The sequence below is a fragment of the Streptomyces sp. KR55 genome, assembly GCF_052245645.1.
Classification (GTDB): Bacteria; Actinomycetota; Actinomycetes; order Streptomycetales; family Streptomycetaceae; genus Streptomyces; species Streptomyces flavusporus.
Window position 1 is genome coordinate 1 of the sequence record NZ_JBQQCE010000169.1, and the last position, 19,036, is coordinate 19,036.

Annotated in this window: 14 protein-coding genes and 1 pseudogene; 2 read left to right on the forward strand and 13 right to left on the reverse strand. The window is 71.4% G+C overall.

Features of this window, described 5'->3' with window-relative positions; translation table 11 throughout:
- The 6 genes from serA to ACTWQJ_RS24255 form a co-directional block, all read right to left on the reverse strand.
- On the reverse strand, window positions 1–1,499 hold a 1,499-nt coding region (gene serA, locus ACTWQJ_RS24230), incomplete at its 3' end, for a phosphoglycerate dehydrogenase (RefSeq protein WP_443308696.1).
- 269 nt (window positions 1,500–1,768) lie between these two features.
- A complete protein-coding gene (gene ilvC / locus ACTWQJ_RS24235) occupies window positions 1,769–2,767 on the reverse strand; it encodes a ketol-acid reductoisomerase (RefSeq protein ID WP_443308697.1) in 999 nt (332 codons plus the stop codon).
- A 120-nt stretch (window positions 2,768–2,887) separates the two neighbouring features.
- On the reverse strand, window positions 2,888–3,412 hold the full coding sequence (gene ilvN, locus ACTWQJ_RS24240) for an acetolactate synthase small subunit (protein WP_003997672.1): 525 nt from the start codon (window positions 3,410–3,412) through the stop codon (window positions 2,888–2,890).
- Window positions 3,413–3,432: 20 nt separating this feature from the next.
- Window positions 3,433–5,289 (reverse strand): acetolactate synthase large subunit, encoded by a 1,857-nt coding sequence (locus ACTWQJ_RS24245; RefSeq protein WP_443308698.1) that lies wholly within the window; start codon window positions 5,287–5,289, stop codon window positions 3,433–3,435.
- A gap of 249 nt (window positions 5,290–5,538) precedes the next feature.
- Window positions 5,539–8,601, reverse strand: coding sequence for a putative bifunctional diguanylate cyclase/phosphodiesterase (locus ACTWQJ_RS24250; protein WP_443308699.1), 3,063 nt, complete (start codon window positions 8,599–8,601; stop codon window positions 5,539–5,541).
- 428 nt (window positions 8,602–9,029) lie between these two features.
- Window positions 9,030–9,980, reverse strand: coding sequence for a 2-hydroxyacid dehydrogenase (locus ACTWQJ_RS24255; protein WP_443308700.1), 951 nt, complete (start codon window positions 9,978–9,980; stop codon window positions 9,030–9,032).
- Between the two features lie 76 nt (window positions 9,981–10,056).
- Here ACTWQJ_RS24255 and ACTWQJ_RS24260 point away from each other — a divergent pair, with 76 nt between their 5' ends.
- Both ACTWQJ_RS24260 and ACTWQJ_RS24265 read left to right on the forward strand, forming a co-directional pair.
- Window positions 10,057–11,055 (forward strand): aldo/keto reductase, encoded by a 999-nt coding sequence (locus ACTWQJ_RS24260; protein ID WP_443308701.1) that lies wholly within the window; start codon window positions 10,057–10,059, stop codon window positions 11,053–11,055.
- A 71-nt stretch (window positions 11,056–11,126) separates the two neighbouring features.
- Window positions 11,127–12,335, forward strand: a complete 1,209-nt coding sequence (locus tag ACTWQJ_RS24265) for a PQQ-dependent sugar dehydrogenase (protein ID WP_443308702.1) — start codon at window positions 11,127–11,129, stop codon at window positions 12,333–12,335.
- A 10-nt stretch (window positions 12,336–12,345) separates the two neighbouring features.
- Here the strand turns inward: ACTWQJ_RS24265 and ACTWQJ_RS24270 are convergent, their stop codons facing one another.
- The 7 genes and pseudogenes from ACTWQJ_RS24270 to ACTWQJ_RS24300 all read right to left on the reverse strand — a co-directional run.
- Window positions 12,346–12,534, reverse strand: a complete 189-nt coding sequence (locus ACTWQJ_RS24270) for a DUF6191 domain-containing protein (RefSeq protein ID WP_129800429.1) — start codon at window positions 12,532–12,534, stop codon at window positions 12,346–12,348.
- Window positions 12,535–12,571: 37 nt separating this feature from the next.
- The gene (locus tag ACTWQJ_RS24275; RefSeq protein WP_443308703.1) at window positions 12,572–15,616 is read right to left on the reverse strand and encodes a helix-turn-helix transcriptional regulator; all 3,045 of its coding nucleotides are present in this window, start codon (window positions 15,614–15,616) and stop codon (window positions 12,572–12,574) included.
- 80 nt (window positions 15,617–15,696) lie between these two features.
- Entirely contained in the window at window positions 15,697–15,882 is a 186-nt protein-coding gene (locus ACTWQJ_RS24280) for a hypothetical protein (protein WP_224736851.1), read from the reverse strand.
- 192 nt (window positions 15,883–16,074) lie between these two features.
- Window positions 16,075–16,806, reverse strand: a complete 732-nt coding sequence (locus tag ACTWQJ_RS24285) for a sulfite exporter TauE/SafE family protein (RefSeq protein ID WP_443308706.1) — start codon at window positions 16,804–16,806, stop codon at window positions 16,075–16,077.
- Window positions 16,803–17,855, reverse strand: coding sequence for an ABC transporter ATP-binding protein (locus ACTWQJ_RS24290; protein WP_443308704.1), 1,053 nt, complete (start codon window positions 17,853–17,855; stop codon window positions 16,803–16,805). Before ACTWQJ_RS24290 ends, ACTWQJ_RS24285 begins: the two co-directional genes overlap by 4 nt.
- Window positions 17,848–18,858, reverse strand: a complete 1,011-nt coding sequence (locus ACTWQJ_RS24295; RefSeq protein WP_443308705.1) for an ABC transporter ATP-binding protein — start codon at window positions 18,856–18,858, stop codon at window positions 17,848–17,850. The genes ACTWQJ_RS24290 and ACTWQJ_RS24295 overlap by 8 nt, the downstream gene beginning before the upstream one ends.
- A pseudogene (locus tag ACTWQJ_RS24300) lies at window positions 18,855–19,036 on the reverse strand (ABC transporter permease); the annotation flags it as partial. The gene ACTWQJ_RS24295 and the pseudogene ACTWQJ_RS24300, both read right to left, overlap by 4 nt.

Sequence of the window (19,036 nt, forward strand, 5' to 3'; positions counted from 1 at the left end):
AGCACAGCCAGCGCCTCGCCGCCGGCGACGGCCCGGGACACCTGCATACCGGCGATGTTGATGCCCGCCTCGCCGAGGATGCGGCCGACCGTGCCGACCACGCCGGGACGGTCCTCGTACCGCAGGACGACCATGTGGTCGGCGAGCGCGAGGTCGACGTCGTAGTCGCCGACCGCGACGATCTTCTGCAGGTGCTTCGGCCCGGCGAGCGTGCCGGACACCGACACCTCCTCGCCGTCGCCGAGCGTGCCGCGCACGGTGACGACATTGCGGTGGTCCGGCGACTCCGAGCTGGTGGTCAGCCGCACCTCGACGCCGCGCTCCTGGGCGAACAGCGGGGCGTTGACGTAGGAGACGGTCTCGTCGACGACGTCCTCGAAGACGCCCTTGAGCGCGGACAGCTCCAGCACCTTCACATCGTGCTGGGTGATCTCGCCGTACACCTCGACGTCCAGACGGACGGCGACCTCACCGGCGAGCGCGGTGAAGATCCGGCCGAGGCGCTCGGCAAGCGGCAGGCCCGGCTTGACGTCCTCGGCGATGACACCGCCCTGGACGTTGACCGCGTCCGGGACCAGCTCACCGGCGAGCGCGAGCCGCACCGACCTGGCGACCGCGATACCGGCCTTCTCCTGCGCCTCGTCGGTGGAGGCACCCAGGTGCGGGGTGGCCACGACCTGGTCGAACTCGAACAGCGGCGAGTCCGTGCACGGCTCCTTGGCGTACACGTCGAGACCGGCGCCGGCGACCCGGCCCTCCTTGAGGGCGGAGTACAGCGCCTCCTCGTCGACGATCCCGCCGCGCGCCGCGTTGACGATCCGCACGCTCGGCTTGACCTTGCGCAGCGCCTCCGCGCCGATCAGGCCCAGCGTCTCGGGGGTCTTCGGCAGGTGGACGGTGATGAAGTCGGAGACCTCGAGCAGCTCGTCCAGCGACAGCACCTTGACGCCCATCTGCGCGGCCCGCGCGGGCTGTACGTAGGGGTCGTAGGCGACGACCTTCATGCCGAACGCCGACATGCGCTGGGCGACGAGCGCGCCGATGCGGCCGAGGCCGACGACACCGAGGGTCTTCTCGGCCAGCTCGACGCCGGTGTACTTGCTGCGCTTCCACTCGCCGTTCTTCAGCGCGGCGTTGGCCTGCGGGATGTTGCGGGCGGTGGCGAGGATGAGACCGCAGGCCAGCTCGGCGGCGGTCACGATGTTCGAGGTGGGGGCGTTGACGACCATCACGCCGGCCTTGGTGGCGGCGGAGACGTCCACGTTGTCGAGGCCGACGCCGGCTCGTGCGACGACCTTGAGCTTGTTCGCGGCGGCGATCGCCTCGGCGTCCACCTTGGTGGCCGAGCGGATCAGGATCGCGTCGACCTCGGCGATGGCCGGCAGCAGCTCGGCGCGGTCCGCGCCGTTGCAGTGCCGGATCTCGAAGTCGGGGCCGAGCGCGTCGACGGTCGCGGGCGACAGCTCTTCAGCGATGAGTACGACGGGTTTCGAGCTCACGTGAGTCCTCACAAGTCCAATGCGTGCGGACGGCCGTCCCGACGGCCGCAGGCGGAGGAGGGGCTAGCCGCGTGGAAGACGCACGACGCTGTGGGCCTGACGCGTATGTAGTACGGCAGTGTAGTGCCGTGGCGGAGGTCGTCCTGCGCCTCTCCGGACGGATCACCCGTCCGTGGCTGGACGGGATGGACAACGTCTTCGTACACGACGTTACCCGGGGTTCGCCGAAGGGGCCGGAGCAATCCGCTCCGGCCCCTTCGATCCGAGGCTTACGCCTCCTCGTTGACCCAGCTCATGAGCTTGCGCAGCTCCTTGCCGGTGGTCTCCAGCAGGTGCTCGGAGTCCTGCTGCTTGTACTCGTTGTACTTCTTCAGGCCGCCGTGGTACTCGTCCATCCAGTTCTGGGCGAACGTGCCGTCCTGGATCTCCGAGAGGACCTTCTTCATCTCGGCCTTGGTGGCGTCGGTGATGATGCGCGGGCCGGTGACGTAGTCGCCCCACTCGGCGGTCTCGGAGATCGACCAGCGCATCTTCTCCAGGCCGCCCTCGTACATGAGGTCCACGATCAGCTTCAGCTCGTGCAGGCACTCGAAGTACGCGATCTCCGGCTGGTAGCCCGCCTCGGTCAGCGTCTCGAAACCGGCCTTCACCAGGGCGGCCGTACCACCGCAGAGGACGGCCTGCTCACCGAACAGGTCGGTCTCGGTCTCCTCGGTGAAGGTCGTCTTGATGACGCCGGCGCGGGTGCCGCCGATGCCCTTGGCGTACGACAGGGCCAGCGCGAAGGCGTTGCCGCTCGCGTCCTGCTCGACGGCGGCGATGCAGGGAACGCCGCGGCCCTCCTCGTACTGACGGCGCACCAGGTGGCCCGGGCCCTTCGGGGCCACCATGCAGACGTCGACGCCGGCCGGGGGCTTGATGAAGCCGAAGCGGATGTTGAAGCCATGGCCGAAGAACAGCGCGTCGCCGTCCTTCAGGTTCGGGGCGATGGACTCCTCGTAGACCTGGGCCTGGATCGGGTCCGGCACCAGGATCATGATGACGTCGGCCTCGGCGGCGGCCTCCGCCGGCGTCACCACGCGCAGGCCCTGCTCCTCGGCCTTGGCCTTGGACTTGGAGCCCTCGTGCAGACCGACACGCACGTCGACACCCGAGTCACGCAGCGACAGGGCGTGGGCGTGGCCCTGGCTGCCGTAACCGATGACCGCGACCTTGCGGCCCTGGATGATGGACAGGTCGGCGTCGGCGTCGTAGAACAGCTCGGCCACTTTGGGTTCTCTCCTTGGGGTGCAGATGTTGCGTCCCACCGTATGACGGCGGGGGGAGGGGAAGTTCGGGGGTCTCGGCATACGGGCGGCCGGGTCGTCGTCCGGCCGCCCGATCCGTTCTTATGCCGACCGGTCGAGCGCGCGAAGCGACCGGTCCGTGATCGAACGTGCTCCGCGTCCGATCGCGATCGTGCCGGACTGGACCAGCTCCTTGATGCCGAACGGCTCCAGCATCTTCAGCATGGCCTCCAGCTTGTCGCTGGAACCGGTGGCCTCGATGGTGACGGCCTCCGGGGAGACGTCGACGGTCTTGGCGCGGAACAACTGCACGATCTCGACGATCTGGGAGCGTGTCTCGTTGTCGGCGCGCACCTTCACCAGAACGAGTTCCCGCTGAACGGCCGAACCCGGCTCCAGCTCGACGATCTTCAGCACGTTGACGAGCTTGTTGAGCTGCTTCGTCACCTGCTCCAGCGGCAGGTCCTCGACGTTCACCACGATGGTGATGCGGGAGATGTCGGGGTGCTCGGTGACGCCGACCGCGAGCGAGTCGATGTTGAAGCCGCGGCGGGAGAACAGGGCGGCGATCCGGGCCAGGATGCCCGGCGTGTTCTCCACCAGGACGGAGAGCGTGTGCTTGGACATGGGTCTTGGTCTCTCTCGGCTCAGTCGTCTTCGTTGTCGCCGAAGTCGGGGCGGACGTCCCGGGCGGCCATGATCTCGTCGTTGGAGGTGCCGGCGGCGACCATCGGCCACACCATGGCGTCCTCGTGGACGATGAAGTCGACGACGACGGGGCGGTCGTTGATCGAGTTCGCCTCCTCGATGACCTTGTCGAGGTCGGCCGGGTTCTCGCAGCGGATCGCGTAGCAGCCCATGGCCTCCGACAGCTTGACGAAGTCGGGGACGCGGGTGCCGGCGCTGGGCTGCTTTCCGTCCGCCTCGGGGCCGGAGTGCAGGACGGTGTTGGAGTAGCGCTGGTTGTAGAAGAGGGTCTGCCACTGGCGGACCATCCCGAGGGCGCCGTTGTTGATGATGGCGACCTTGATCGGGATGTTGTTCAGGGCGCAGGTGGTGAGCTCCTGATTGGTCATCTGGAAGCAGCCGTCGCCGTCGATCGCCCAGACGGTCTGCTCCGGCGCGCCGGCCTTGGCGCCCATGGCAGCCGGGACCGCGTAGCCCATCGTCCCGGCGCCGCCGGAGTTGAGCCAGGTCGCGGGCTTCTCGTACTGGATGAAGTGCGCAGCCCACATCTGGTGCTGGCCGACGCCCGCGGCGAAGATCGTGCCCTCGGGCGCGAGCCGGCCGATGCGCTCGATGACCTGCTGCGGGGACAGGGAGCCGTCCTCGGGCTGGTCGTAGCCGAGCGGGTAGGTCTCGCGCCAGCGGTTCAGGTCCTTCCACCAGGCCTCGTAGTCGCCCCGGTGACCCTCGCTGTGCTCCTTCTGCACCGCCTGGATCAGGTCGGCGATGACCTCGCGGGCGTCACCGACGATCGGCACGTCGGCGGCGCGGTTCTTGCCGATCTCGGCCGGGTCGATGTCGGCGTGGACGATCTTGGCGTACGGGGCGAAGCTGTCCAGCTTGCCGGTGACGCGGTCGTCGAAGCGGGCTCCGAGGGCGACGATCAGGTCGGCCTTCTGCAGCGCGGTGACGGCGGTGACCGAACCGTGCATGCCCGGCATTCCCACATGCAGCGGGTGGCTGTCGGGGAATGCGCCGAGCGCCATCAGGGTGGTGGTGACGGGCGCTCCGGTGAGTTCTGCGAGGACCTTCAGCTCGGCGGTGGCGCCGGCCTTGAGGACACCGCCGCCGACGTAGAGGACGGGCCGCCTGGCAGAGGTGATCAGCTTGGCGGCCTCGCGGATCTGCTTGGCGTGCGGCTTGGTGACGGGCCGGTAGCCGGGCAGGTCCATGATGGGCGGCCAGGAGAAGGTGGTCTGCGCCTGGAGGGCGTCCTTGGCGATGTCGACCAGGACCGGGCCCGGGCGGCCGGTGGAGGCGATGTGGAACGCCTGCGCGATCACCCGCGGGATGTCCTCGGCCTTGGTGACCAGGAAGTTGTGCTTGGTGATCGGCATGGTGATGCCGACGATGTCCGCCTCCTGGAAGGCGTCCGTGCCGATCGCCTTGGAGGCGACCTGACCGGTGATCGCGACCAGCGGCACGGAGTCCATGTGGGCGTCGGCGATCGGCGTGACCAGGTTGGTGGCACCCGGGCCCGAGGTCGCCATGCAGACGCCGACCCTGCCGGTGGCCTGCGCATAGCCGGTGGCGGCGTGGCCGGCGCCCTGCTCGTGCCGGACCAGGACGTGGCGGACCCGGGTGGAGTCCATCAGCGGGTCGTACGCCGGAAGGATCGCACCGCCGGGAATGCCGAATACCGTGTCGGCGCCGACCTCCTCGAGAGAGCGGATGAGGGACTGCGCGCCCGTGACGTGCTCGGGGGCGGACTGCTGTCCTCCGGATCGGGGCCGCGGCTGCGGGTGAGGGGCCCCGGTGGCCTGCTCGGTCATCGGCATTCTCTTCTCGATGCTGTGGGTTCTGCAGAGAGGTTTCGCGAAGTTTGTGCGGTGTACGACTGTTGTTCGGCAGGTGCCTGTGCAACAAAAAACCCCTCGTGCCGTAAGGCAAGCGAGGGGAGCGCGCCGGTGTGGTCGCTGGGGATTCCGGAATCGTCCTCCGGTGGTCCCAGCTCAGCCGACGCGCTGTCCAAGTACGAGAATTCGGGTGCGCATGGCACTGACCCTCTCCCCGGCGCACACCCACTGTCAAGTGGGTGGGACGGGAGTCTCATTATGTGAGCGAAGGGTCGTCCCGCCGGAGAAGACGGTGCTCACCCCGCCGGTGGTCACGCCTCCGGCGGACACCCCGCCGGCGGACACTCCTCCGGTGTACACGCCCGCGCCGCCTGCGAAGGCGGGCTCGGCCGGGCCGTGCGGCACCGGGTAGCGGCCGGACGTCAGCGCTCTGCGCAGCCGGTACTCGTCCAGTGGGCCCGAGAAGGCCATGCCCTGTCCGTGCGTACACCCCATCGCGCGCAGGGCGACGACCTGCTCCGGCAGATCCACGCCCTCGGCCACGGACTGCAGCCCGAGATCGCCCGCGATGCGGAGCAGCCCACTGGTGATCTTGTGCAGCCGCGCGGACTCGACGACGCCCTCGACGAGGCCGCGGTCGAGCCGCAGGACGTCGATCGGGAGCCGTCTGAGCGCCGTGATGGCCGGGCAGCCGCTGCCGAAGCCGTCCAGCGCGATCCGGACGCCGACTCGCCGCAGGGCGCCCAGACGCCGCTCCAGGTCGTCCAGGGGCACCCTGGGGTCGATGTCCGACAGCTCGATGATCAGCGCCCCGGACGGCAGCCTGTGCCGGGTCAGCAGTGCCTCGACGGAGCCGAGGGGCATCGACCGGTCCAGCAGCCGGCGCGCGGCCATCCGGACGGCCACGGGCACGGCGTGGCCGCTCGCGCCGCGTTCGGCGGCCCGCTCGACCGCCTCCTGAAGCATCCAGCGGCCCAGCTCGGCCGTCTTGTCGCTGTCCCCGGCGTCCGGGGCGCCCGGGACGCCCGGGGCCACGCGCAGGAACTCCGCGGGTGTGAACAGCACCCCTTGGGACGACCGCCAGCGCGCCTGGGCGGTGACCGAGGTGATCCGGCCGTCCTCCAGACAGACCACGGGCTGGTGCAGCAGCGTGAACTCGCCGTCGTGCAGTGCAGCCCGCAGCCGTGTGGCCAGTTCCGCCTTGCGTACGACGTCCTGCTGCATCTGCGGCTTGTACAGCTCGACGCGGCCCTTGCCGGCCGACTTGGCGCGGTACATCGCGAGGTCGGCGTTGCGCAGCAGCTCGCCCGCGCCGAGGCCCGGCTCGGCGAAGGCGACGCCGATGGAGGCGGCGACCCGGACATCGTTGCCGTCGATGAGGTACGGCTGCGACAGCGTCACCCTGAGGCGGTCGGCGAGCTCCAGGATGTGCCGTTCGCGGGCTGTACGGTCACGGGCGCCGTCGCCGACGATCAGGGCCGCGAACTCGTCGCCGCCCAGCCGGGAGGCGGTGTCGCCCTGCCGGACGGCCTCCTGGAGTCTGCGTGCGGCCTGGACGAGCAGTTCGTCCCCGGCCTGGTGCCCGATCGTGTCGTTGACGGCCTTGAATCCGTCGAGGTCGATGAAGAGCACGGCCGTGCCCCGCAGGGCGGCACCGCGGTCGGTGCTGCGACGGCCGGACAGGGCCTGCTGGACGCGCTGGGTGAACAGGGCGCGGTTGGGCAGGTCGGTCAGCGGATCGTGCTCGGCGTTGTGCTGCAACTGCGCCTGGAGGCGTACTCTTTCGGTCACGTCCCGGCTGTTGAAGATCAGTCCGCCCTGGTGGCGGTTGACGGTCGACTCGACGTTCAGCCAGCCGCCGTCACCGGACCGGAAGCGGCACTCGATGCGCGTAGTGGGTTCATCGAGAGGGCTGGCGGCGAGGAAGCGGCGCACCTCGTGCACCACGCAGCCCAGGTCCTCCGGATGGATGAGTTCGGCCAGTTCGCTGCCCACCAGCTCCTCCGCGGGCCGTCCGTAGACCCCGGCGGCGGCCGGGGAGACGTACCGCAGGACGCCGTTGGGCGCGGCGATCATGATGACGTCGCTGGAGCCCTGCACCAGGGAGCGGAAGTGGTTCTCCTTCTGCACCAGTTCCTGGGTGAGGGTGATGTTGTCGAGCAGCATGATCCCCTGGCGCACCACCAGGGCGAGCACGACCGTGCCGCCGGTGATCAGCACCACGCGGTCGACGCTGCGGCCGTTGAGCACGTTGTAGAGGATTCCCAGCGTGCACACGGCGGCGGCGAGGTACGGGGTGAGGGCCGCCAGGGAGCAGGTGAGGGGCCGGGTGGCCGGATACCGGTCGCGCTCGCCCTGCTGCACGGGCGGGTGCGGGTGGGTGGAGCCGCGCTGTCCGGGCAGGTGCTCGTGCACCACGCGCGCGTGCGGCTCGTCGCCGGGCCGGCCGGGCCGGGGCGCGACCCAGGGTGCGTACGCCAGCAGCAGCGAGCCGGCGAACCAGCCCGCGTCCAGCAGTTGACCCGAGCGGTAGCTGTCGTGGAGCAGCGGTGAGGCGAACAGGGCGTCGCACATCACGGTCAGGGCGAGGGCGCCGATCGCGGTGTTCACCGCGGAGCGGTTGGCCCCGGAGCGCCGGAAGTGCAGCGCGAGCACCATGCTGACCAGGGCGATGTCGAGCAGCGGGTACGCGAGCGACAGCGCGGTGTGCGCCACGCCGGGTCCGCCGCCCCTGGCCGCCTGGGCGAGCGCGAGGCTCCACGACAGGGTGACCAGGCAGCCGCCGATCAGCCAGGCGTCCAGGGCGAGGCAGACCCAGCCCGCCTTCGTCACCGGCCGTTTGGCGAGGACCAGCAGGCCCACGATCGCGGGCGGCGCGAAGCACAGGAAGAACAGGTCGGCGTAGCTGGGACTGGGCACGGGCCGTCCCAGGACGACCTCGTACCACCCCCAGACCAGGTTGCCGAGGGCCGCCATCGTCGAGGAGAGGGCGAACAGCAGCCAGGCGGAGCGGAACCGGACCCGGCGGCTGTGGGCGTAGAGGAAGCACGACACGGCGGCCGCGCCCGCGGCGGCACTCAGCCCGAAGTCCCCCATGATCAGGGCGAGCTGGTGCGAGCCCCAGCCGACCGCGGAACCGACGGCGTAGGCCGCGCACATCAGGGCCAGCAGGAGTTGGGGGAGCATGCTCGACCCGGCGCCCGAGGCAGGCGACCGGGGCAGCAGCGTCCCCTGAGCGGGCTGTCGCCGCAGCGCCTGGTCGAGGACCGTCGTGGGCGGCGAGGGCGCGTTCACCGGGCGCTCCCGGTCCGCTCCGCTCCCGGCGCCCGCGGGTCCCGGTGCGGCGGGAGTGCCGGCTTCCTGCGGCTGCTGTGCCTGGGGTGGTATTGGCTGTGGTGTGCGCCGTGACCGGCGCCATGGCCGCGTCTGGCCGCGGCCGTGCGCCAGGGTCGCCGTCGGCGGCCCCGCCGCGTCGGATCGTTCGTCCATAGGCCGTGCATCGCCCGTCGCCCCCCTCACAGTCTGCAATGTCCATCCCCGGCGCCGAACGGTCTGCGGCGCAGCCCCTGTCCGGACGATACACCAGTCTCGTCACTCAATGACAGGGCTTCTCTACGCTCCGTGACCACCAGCAGGGATGCGGGTACGGACCGCTTCCGGAAGGTTGCGGAGGGTACCCGAACCGGATGTCGCGTCTGTTGCGGCGGGTCCGAGGCGGTCGGTCAGGTTCCGCTCGTGCCCGTCGTAAGGATCACGTTGCGCAGCGGCTCCCGGTTCACGTAGCGGCTCAACTGGTCCACCAGCAGCCGCTTGGCGCGCGGCAGGAACGCGGAGGTGGGGCCGCCGACATGCGGACTGATCAGCACGCCGGGCGCACGCCACAGGGGATGACCGGGCGGCAGCGGTTCGGGATCCGTGACGTCGAGGGCGGCGGTGATGCGGCCGCTGTCCAGTTCCGCGAGCAGCGCCTTGGTGTCGACGACGGGGCCGCGGGCGACATTGACGAGGAGGGCACCGTCCTTCATACGGGCCAGGAACTCGGCGTCGACCAGGCCTCGGGTGGCCTCCGTCAGCGGCGTGGACAGGATGACGACGTCCGCTTCGGGGAGCAGGGCGGGTAGTTGGGTGAGCGGATGCACGGGACCGCGCGCCGTGGTGCGCTCGGAGCGCGCGACGCGCGCCACCCGCGCAAGCTCGAACGGCGCGAGCCGGTCCTCGATCGCCGCGCCGATCGACCCGTATCCGACGATGAGTACGTTCTTGTCGGCGAGCGCCGGCCGGAACCCCCCGAGCCACTCCCCCCGGTCCTGCGCCCGCACGAAGTCCGGGATCCCGCGCAACGAGGCCAGGATCAGCGTGAGCGTGAGCTCCGCGGTGCTCGCCTCGTGCACCCCGCGCGCGTTGCACAACCGCACCCCCGGGCGCAGGTGCTTCAGCCCCGGCTCGACATGATCGATACCGGCGGAGAGCGTCTGCACGACCTCGACGGACGTCATCCCCGGCAGCGGCCGCACGCCGACCTCGCTGGGCTTCATGTAGGGGACGACATAGAAGGCACAGTCGCCGGGATCCGCGGGGAACGTCTCTCCGCCGTCCCAGAAGCGGTAGTTCGGCCCTTCCGGAAGCCCCTCGATCTCCTCCGGCGGGATGGGCAGCCACACGTCAGCAGTCATGGTCACGAGGCTATGTGAGGGGCACCGGGGCGTAGAGGTTAGGTTGGGGTGGCAGGAGAGGGAGGGTTACGGGCAGGTGGAGCGCAGGACGATCGGCGCGGCGGCACTCGCGGTGGGGGCCGTCGGACTCGGGTGCATGCCGATGAGCTGGGCGTACAGCACGTCACGGCAACGGGGCGACGAGTCGCTCAGGGCCGTGCACCGGGCGCTCGATCTGGGCTTGACGCTGCTGGACACGGCCGACATGTACGGCCCGTTCACCAACGAGCTGTTGCTGGGCCGGGTGTTGAAGGAGCGCCGGTCCGATGCCTTCGTGTCGACCAAGGTCGGCCTGCTGGTGGGCGAGCAGCACATCGTGGCCAACGGCCGCCCGGGGTACGTGAAGCGGGCCTGCGATGCGTCCCTGAGACGCCTGCAGACGGACGTCATCGACCTCTACCAGCTGCACCGCGCCGACCCCGAGGTTCCCGTGGAGGAGACCTGGGGCGCGATGGCGGAACTCGTCCAGGCCGGAAAGGTAAGGGCGTTGGGGTTGTGCGCGGTGGGGGCGCGCGGCGGGCGGCGGTCGGGGACGCTGCTGCACGACGCGACGATCCGGCAGTTGCAGCGGGTGCAGCAGGTCTTCCCCGTGAGCGCGGTGGAGGCGGAGCTGTCGGTGTGGTCGCCGGAGGCGCTGGACACGCTGCTGCCGTGGTGCGAGGCGCGCGGCATCGGCTTCCTGGCCGCGATGCCGCTCGGCAACGGCTTCCTGACCGGCACGCTGACGCCCGGCGAGGGCTTCGAGCCCGACGACATGCGCGCCCGCCACCCCCGCTTCACCGCCGAGATGATGGCGGCGAACCAGCCGATAGTGGCCGGCCTGCGCCGGGTGGCGGCCCGGCACGGCGAGCACGTCACGCCGGCCCAGGTGGCGCTGGCGTGGGTGCTGGCGCAGGGCCGGCACGTGGTTGCGGTGCCGGGGACCAAGCGGGAGCGCTGGGTGACGGAGAACGCGGACGCGGACCGGCTGTGCCTGTCGGCCCGGGACCTGACGGAGGTGTCGGGGCTGCCGAGGGCGCAGGGATCGTGGGAATGAGCTGACCTGCGGGTTCCTGATTCGTTGGTTCGGGATCGGGTGATCGGGAACCTGTGGGGCGCGAGCGGTGTATGACAAGTAGAACCTGCCGCGTCGAAGGGACCATGATCGTGCAACGTCGAGCTGTGACGGCCGTACTGGCCGCGGCCGCACTCCTGCTGACGGCCGGCTGCTCCTCCGACGACGAGGGAGGGGGTTCCCCCGGCGGCGGAGGAGACACCACACCGAGCAGTACGGCCGCGCAGTCGCCGCCCTCGGGGCAGGCTGCCGAGGAGACCCCGCCGGCCAAGGGCTCGGTCGAGGTCGTGCGCACGGTGACCGAGGACCTGGACACCCCCTGGGGGCTTGCTGCCCTCCCCGACGGCGACCTCCTCGTCTCCTCCCGCGACGGGGGCACGATCACGCGGGTCGACACCGAGACGGGCCGGAAGACGGAGCTGGGCGAGGTGCCGGGGGTGTCACCGGCCGGCGAGGGCGGCCTGATGGGCCTCGCCCTCTCCCCCGACTACGCCTCGGACCACATGGTCTACGCGTACTTCACCTCGGCCTCGGACAACCGCATCGTCCGCATCCTGTACGACGAGCAGAAGCCCTCCGGCGAACAGCTGGGCGCGCCGGACACGATATTCCGGGGCATCCCCAAGGGCTTCATCCACAACGGCGGCCGGATCGCCTTCGGCCCGGACAAGATGCTGTACGCGGGTACGGGCGAGAGCGGCGAGGAGGGCCTGTCCCAGGACAGGGAATCCCTGGGCGGCAAGATCCTGCGCATGACCCCGGAGGGCGAACCGGCGCCGGGCAACCCGTTCCCGGACTCGCCCGTGTACTCGTACGGCCACCGCAATGTGCAGGGCATCGCCTGGGACGACAAGCAGCGGCTGTTCGCCGCGGAGTTCGGCCAGGACACCTGGGACGAGCTGAACGCGATCAAGCCGGGCGACAACTACGGCTGGCCGGAGGTCGAGGGCACCTCCGACGAGGCCGGGTTCCACAACCCGCTGGCCCAGTGGAGCACGGACGAGGCCTCCCCCAGCGGCATCGCGTATGCCGAGGGTTCCCTGTGGATGGCCGGCCTGGGCGGCCAGCGTCTGTGGCGCATCCCCTTGAACGGCACAGAGGCGTCGGCCGACCCGCAGGCGTTCCTGGAGGGCGAGTACGGCCGGCTGCGCACGGTGGTCTCGGCGGGCGGCAACAAGCTCTGGCTGGTGACCAGCGAGACGGACGGACGGGGGTCCCCCGAGGGCGGGGACGACCGGATCCTGGAACTGGAGGTGAGCTGAGTACGGCGCCTCAGTCCTCCGCCGGCTCCTGCTCGGACGGCTCGGGCGGGCGTACGACGACCTTCCCGGACGACAGGTCGATCGGGCCGCGTCCTGGATCCCCGTCGCCCACGTCCTCCCGGGTCAGCTCCAGGCGGTTCTGTTCGTCGCGGGTGTGTTTGCGGCCGGGTGCGAACAGTTCCTCGAAGACGTTGAACACGGGGCCTCCCTCGGCCGGTTGCTCTACAGCGTAAGCCTCACCCTGCCGTTGGGGCGCTGAGGGTTTCGGACGGGAACAGGCCCAGCCGATGCGCCAGCGCCGCCGCCTCACCGCGCCCCGAGACGCCGAGCTTGCCGAGGATGTTGGAGACGTGGACGCTGGCCGTCTTCGGGGAGATGAAGAGTTCCTCCGCTATCTGGCGGTTGGTGCGGCCGATGGAGACCAGGCGGAGGACGTCGCGTTCCCGGCTGGTGAGGCCGAGGGCCTGGACCGGATCGGCGGCGGGCGACTGCTGCGGTGCCTGGCGGAGGCTGAGGCGGGCGCGCTGGGCGAGCAGGCCGACGGCGTCGGCGAGGGGGCGCGCGCCGAGGTGGTCGGCGACGGCATGCGCGAGCCGGAGCAGCTCGGTGGCACGGTCGCGGTCGTCCTCTCCCCCGGCGGTGAGGAGGGCCTCGGCGAGGCGGTGGCGGACGCGGGCGAGGTCGTAGGGGCGTTCCAGGCATTCGAAGGCGGTGACCACCTCGGACCAGGTGTCCGGGTCGGCGATGCCCTCGGCGCGCTGGAGCTCGGCACGCACCCATTTTTCGTGGGCGGCCCAGATGGGAGCGCCGGTGGCGAGGCGCTTGACGGTGCTGAGGATGCGTTCCAGGGCCTCCTCGCGGCCCTGCCGGGCGGCGGGCAGGCTGCGGCTGTCGGCCTCGGCGGTGGCGGCGGCGAGCAGCAGCTTCCAGCCGTAGCGCTGGGTGCCGGGCGGGATGCCGGCGTCGAGGGCGCGGTCGAGTTCGCCGCGGGCGTCCAGGATGCGGCCTTCCGAGGCGGCAACGCCGATGGCGATGAAGGCCAGGGGGAGCCACTGCTGGGGCATGGGGTCGTGGGTGCCGAAATGGCCGTGTGCGGCGGCCAGTTGGCGGCCGGCTTCGGCGGCGTCGCCGCGGGCCAGGGCGACATTGGCCAGGCACAGGGCGGCCGTGCCCTGGGGCTTGGCACTGTGGCCCCGGCGCAGCGCGTTCGACGCGGCCTCGGCGGACTCGTCCCAGCGGCCGAGTGAGAACAGCGAGTCGGAGAGGTTGCCCCAGACCCACGCCTCGGTGTCCAGCAGACCGTACTTCCGGGCGAACCCGATGCCCTCCTCCAGGATCGCGGCGGCTTCGAGGGAGCGGCCGACGGCTTCGAGTTCGGACGGGAGGTTGACGTACGTACGGCCTGCGACATGGGTGAAGGACCCGGCGAGGGACTGCTCCTTGACCTCGTACATCTCCGCGAGCCCCGCTTCGATGTCGCCGGCGTCGACGAGGAGGACGCCACGGGTGACGCGGGCGTTCAGCTCGACCTCGCGGGCCTCGACCATGCGCGCGTACTCCACGGCGCGCTCGGCGGCGGCGAGGGCCTCGGCGCCGGGCTGGTGCAGCATGGACCAGCCAGCGACGTTGGTCAGGACCTCGGCGTGCACTTCGGAGGGCGGCAGTCCGCGGACCAGTTCCTGGGCGGTGGCCAGTTCCTTCCAGCCGTCGTCGCGGGCCTTCGCCTGGACCAGGCGGGAGCGCTGGACCCAGAACCAGGCGGCGAGCAGCGGGTCGTCCTCGTCCTCCAGCAGGCGCAGCGCCCGCTTGGTGATCTTCAGGGCGCGCTCGCGTTCTCCGCAGAAGCGGCTTGCGACGGCGGCCGCGGCCATCAGGTCGAGGTAGCGCAGCGCAGTGGTCGCCTGATCTCCGCCGTCCGGAGCGCGGTACACGTCCGTGTAGCCGGCGGGGCGCAGTGCGGCCCGGACATCCTCGGGGGCGGGGTCCCACAGCTCCATCGCGCGCTCCAGAAGCCGGAGTTGCTCGGAGTAGGCGTGCCGGCGGCGGGCGGCGACGGAGGCGTCGAGGACGGCGGGCAGGGCCTTGGCGGCGTCATGGGCGTGGTACCAGTAGCTGGCCAGGCGCATGACGCGCTGGTCGGCGGGGACGAGGCCCGGGTCGGCCTCCAGGGCTTCGGCGTAGCGGCGGTTGAGACGGGAGCGCTCGCCGGGCAGCAGGTCGTCGGCGACGGCCTCGCGGACCAGGGAGTGGCGGAAGCGGTAGCCGTCGCCGGTGGGTGTGGCGAGCAGGATGTTGGCGTTGACCGCCGCCCGCAGGGCCTCGATGAGGTCGTCCTCGACGAGACCGGCGACGGCGGCCAGCAGCCGGTACTCGACGGTGGAGCCGCCCTCGGCGACGATCCGGACGACCCGCTGGGCGCTCTCGGGCAGCGCTTCGACACGGACGAGAAGCAGGTCGCGCAGGGAGTCGGTGAGTCCGGTGCGGCAGCCCTCGTGGGCGGCGACGGCGAGTTCCTCGACGAAGAAGGCGTTGCCGTCGGAGCGTTGGAAGATCTCGTCGACCTGCGCGGGGTCCGGTTCGGCGGCGTGGATGCCGGCGATCTGGCAGGCGACTTCCGCGCGGTTGAAGCGGGCGAGTTCGATGCGCTGGACCGTGCGCAGCCGGTCGAGTTCGGCCAGCAGTGGACGCAGCGGATGGCGGCGGTGGATGTCGTCGGAGCGGTAGGTGGCGAGGACGACGAGGCGGCCGGTGCGCAGGGTGCGGAAGAGGTAGGCGAGGAGGTAGCGGGTGGAGGCGTCGGCCCAGTGCAGGTCCTCCAGGGCGACGACGACCGTGCGGTCGGCGGCGGTGCGTTCCAGCAGGCGGGCGGTGAGTTCGAAGAGGCGGGCCATGCCCTCCTCGTCGTGCCGGCCGGTGCCGGTCTCGCCCAACTCGGGTAGCAGCCGGGCCAGTTCCTCCTCCTGCCCGGCGGCCGCGGCGGCCAGTTCGTCCGGCAGTTCACGGCGCAGGGCGCGCAGTGCGGTGGAGAACGGGGCGAAGGGCAGCCCGTCGGCGCCGATCTCGACACAGCCGCCCAGCGCGACGACGGCGCCCTTGCGGCCGGCGGCGGTGGCGAACTCCTCGACGAGGCGGGTCTTGCCGACGCCGGCCTCACCACCCACCAGCAACGCCTGCGGCTCGCCCGTGGCAGCGCGGGCGAGCGCGTCGTTCAGCGTCTCCAGCTCCTCGGCGCGGCCGACGAAGACGGGACTGACGGACCTGGTCTCCACAGGTTCGAGCATCGCACGGGGGTCTGACAACGCGGCACCGGTTTTCCCGCCGTGGCGTCCGTCCCTCGGTCCGTCTCCCGGCCCTGCGGCGCTCACGCGGTGCGTGGGGACCGGTGCCGCCGTGGACGGCGGGTATCCGCCTCGTTCCCGGCAGCGCGTTCGGCGGCTTCCCGGCGGGCGGCGCGGCCGCTGCGTATGGCTTCGCGGACCAGCCGCTCGTGCTCGGCCCGGCGGATCAGCTCGGCGGAACGGATCTGCTGGAGCTCGTACTCGTACATCTCTTCTCCCCGGAGAGGTCGGTGTGCGGTATCGCTCATTGCGATGCCTCCACCTTCGTTTCCCAGGGGGATTCTCCGCATCGGGAGAGTTCCGTATCTTCGGCGGGCGCGGGGCCTTAGAAGGCACTTAGTACGGTCACCGGTTCACCGGGACATCTCCTAAGCCCCGGCCTAAGAGCCAGCAGACCCGGCCTACGCCCCCGGCCAGGCCCCCAGTTGCTGCGCCACCAGTCCCACCGCGCCGGCGACCGCGAGCGCCATGGCCACCGTACGCGTGTGGTGCGCGTTCAGCCGGCGGGTCAGTGGGCGGGCGAGCAGTACTCCGGCGATCGCCGCGGGTGTGAGCAGCGCGGTGCGTTGCAGGGTGTGCGCCCCGACCACGCCGGCCACCGCCAGCGCGGCCAGGCTCATCAGGGAGCCGACGAGGAAGAAGGCGCTCATCGTGGCCCGCAGCCGTGGCCCGCTCAGCCGCTGCCACACCATCGCCATGGGCGGGCCTCCGATGGACGTGGCCGTGCCCATCAGCCCCGACGCCATCCCGGCCAGGAGGACCGAGGAGCGCCGCGGCCGCGGTACGTACCCGGCCGCGCTCACCGCGACGCCGGTGAGGACCACCCCGGCGATGAGCAGCGCGAGGTGGCGGGCCGGCAGGAGGATCACGAGCAGTGCGCCAGCGGCCACTCCCGGCACCCGTCCGACGAGGGCCCAGCCGCAGCCGCGCAGATCCGCCCCGCCCCGTTCGCGCACCAGCACCGCCGCCGTCACGCCGACGGCGAGCAGCAGCACCACCGGCGGTGCTGGCGTCGGGTCGACCAGGGAGAACACCGGCGCGGCGATCATACCCAGCCCGAAGCCGACGGAGACCTGGAGCACCGCGCCGATGCCGACCGTGAGGGAGAGCAGGGCGAACTCCCCGCCGGTCATGCCCACGCAGATCGCGCCTCCAGTGGGAAGTGGCACAGGGCGGTGTGGGCGTCGCCCGCACCCTCCGGCTCCCGGACGACGGCCGGAGGCACCTCGGTGGCGCACCGGTCCTCGGCGCGCCAGCACCGGGTGCGGAAGCGGCAGCCGGACGGGATGTCGAAGGGCGAGGGGATCTCGCCCTTGAGCTGGATCTCCTGGTCGTCGGTGGCGCGGGAGGTGTCCAGGACCGGTGCGGCCGACATCAGCGCGGCCGTGTAGGGGTGCTGCGGGCGTTCGAACACGTCCTCGGTCTCGCCGTGTTCGATGACCTTGCCCAGGTACATCACCGTCACCCGGTCGGAGATGTACCGCACCACGGACAGGTCGTGGGAGATGAACACGTACGCGACGCCGAGGCGCGACTGGAGTTCCGAGAGCACGTTGAGGACCTGTGCCTGCACCGACAGGTCCAGGGCGGAGACCGGCTCGTCACACACGATGAGGTCGGGGTCCAGGGCCAGCGCACGGGCGATGCCGATGCGCTGGCGCTGCCCGCCGGAGAACTCGTTGGGGTAGCGGTGGGCGTCGCTCTCCCGCAGCCCGACCAGGGACAGCAGTTCCCGGACCCGCTTCTCGCGCGCCTTCGCGTCCGGGACGACGTCCCGGTGGGTGCGCCAGGGCTCGCCGATCAGATCGGCCGCCGACATACGGGCGTTGAGCGAGGCGAAGGGGTCCTGGAAGACCATCTGGACGCGGCGCCGCCAGTTCAGCAGCTCCTTGCCGCGCAGGGCGAAGGGGTCGACGCCGTCGTACCGCACCGTGCCCGCGTCGGGCCGTTCCAGCCCGAGCAGCACCCGGGCCAGGGTGGACTTGCCGCAGCCGGACTCGCCGACGAGCCCGAGGGTCTGTCCCCGGCCGAGCCGTATGTCCACTCCGTCCAGGGCGGTCAGCCGGCGCCGGCCGCTGCCGAAGCTCTTGGTGACGCCGCGGACCTCCAGCAGCGGCGGGTGTCCGTCGGTTCCGTCGGCCCGGGGTCCGGGAGTGGCGGTGGTGGCGCGGGACTCAGGCACGGTCGAGCTCCTCGGAGAAGTGGCAGGCGGCCGAACGTCCGTCGCCCGTGGTGCGCAGGGACGGCCGTTCCCGGACGCATCGCTCCCGCACCAGCGGGCAGCGGGCCTGGAAGACACAGCCGGGCGGCACCGCGCTCAGCTCGGGCGGGCTGCCGGGGACGGCCGGCAGCGGGCGCCCGCGCTCGGCGTCCTCCGGGACCGAGTCGAGCAGTCCGCGGGTGTAGGGGTGGCGCGGGGAGGTGAAGACGTCGTGCACCGTGCCCTGCTCCACGACCGTGCCGGCGTACATCACGACCACGTCGTCGGCGCGCTGGGCGACCACGGCCAGGTCGTGGGTGATCAGTACGACGGCCATGTCCCGCTCGTCCTGGAGGTCCCGAAGCAGCCGCATGATCTGTGCCTGCACGGTGACGTCGAGCGCGGTGGTCGGCTCGTCGGCGATGAGCACATCGGGGTCGAGGGCGACGGCCATCGCGATCAGCAGCCGCTGGCGCATGCCTCCCGAGAACTGGTGCGGATAGGACTTGGCCCGCTGCCTCGGCTCGGGGATGCCCACGCGGGTCATCAGCTCGATCGCCTTCTCCTCGGCCTGCCGCCGGCTCAGTCCGCGGTGGATGCGGAACGGCTCGCCGATCTGCCGGCCCACCGGCTGCACCGGGTTGAGGGCGGTCAGGGCGTCCTGGAAGACGATGGACAGGACGGGACCGGCCAGCTTGCGGCGTTCCGCCGGGCTCAGCCGCAGGGTGTCCTTGCCCCTGACGCGTACGGCGCCGCCGGTCACGGAGGCCGCGGGGTCCAGCAGTCCCACCACTGACAGCGCGGTCATCGACTTGCCGCAGCCGGACTCGCCCAGCAGGGCGAGGGTGCGCCCGTGGCGGACGCTGAAGCTGACGCCGTCCACAGCGCGCACCGTGCCGGAGGCCGTGCTCAGGTCCACGCACAGCCCCTCGACGTCGAGGGCGGGGTCGGTGGCGGACGGGGCGGGGGCGGAAGTGGTCGTCACGGGATCATCTCCGGAGGAACGGCGGCGGAGGCACCGCGGCGCTTGCGGGGCAGCGTCAGCCGCCAGCGCTGGGCGGGGTCGGTGGCAATGCGGGCCCAAGCGGCGAGCACCGTGGCGGACACGGTGGTGAGGACGATGGCGAGCCCGGGCAGCACCGTGATCCACCAGGCGGTCTGGA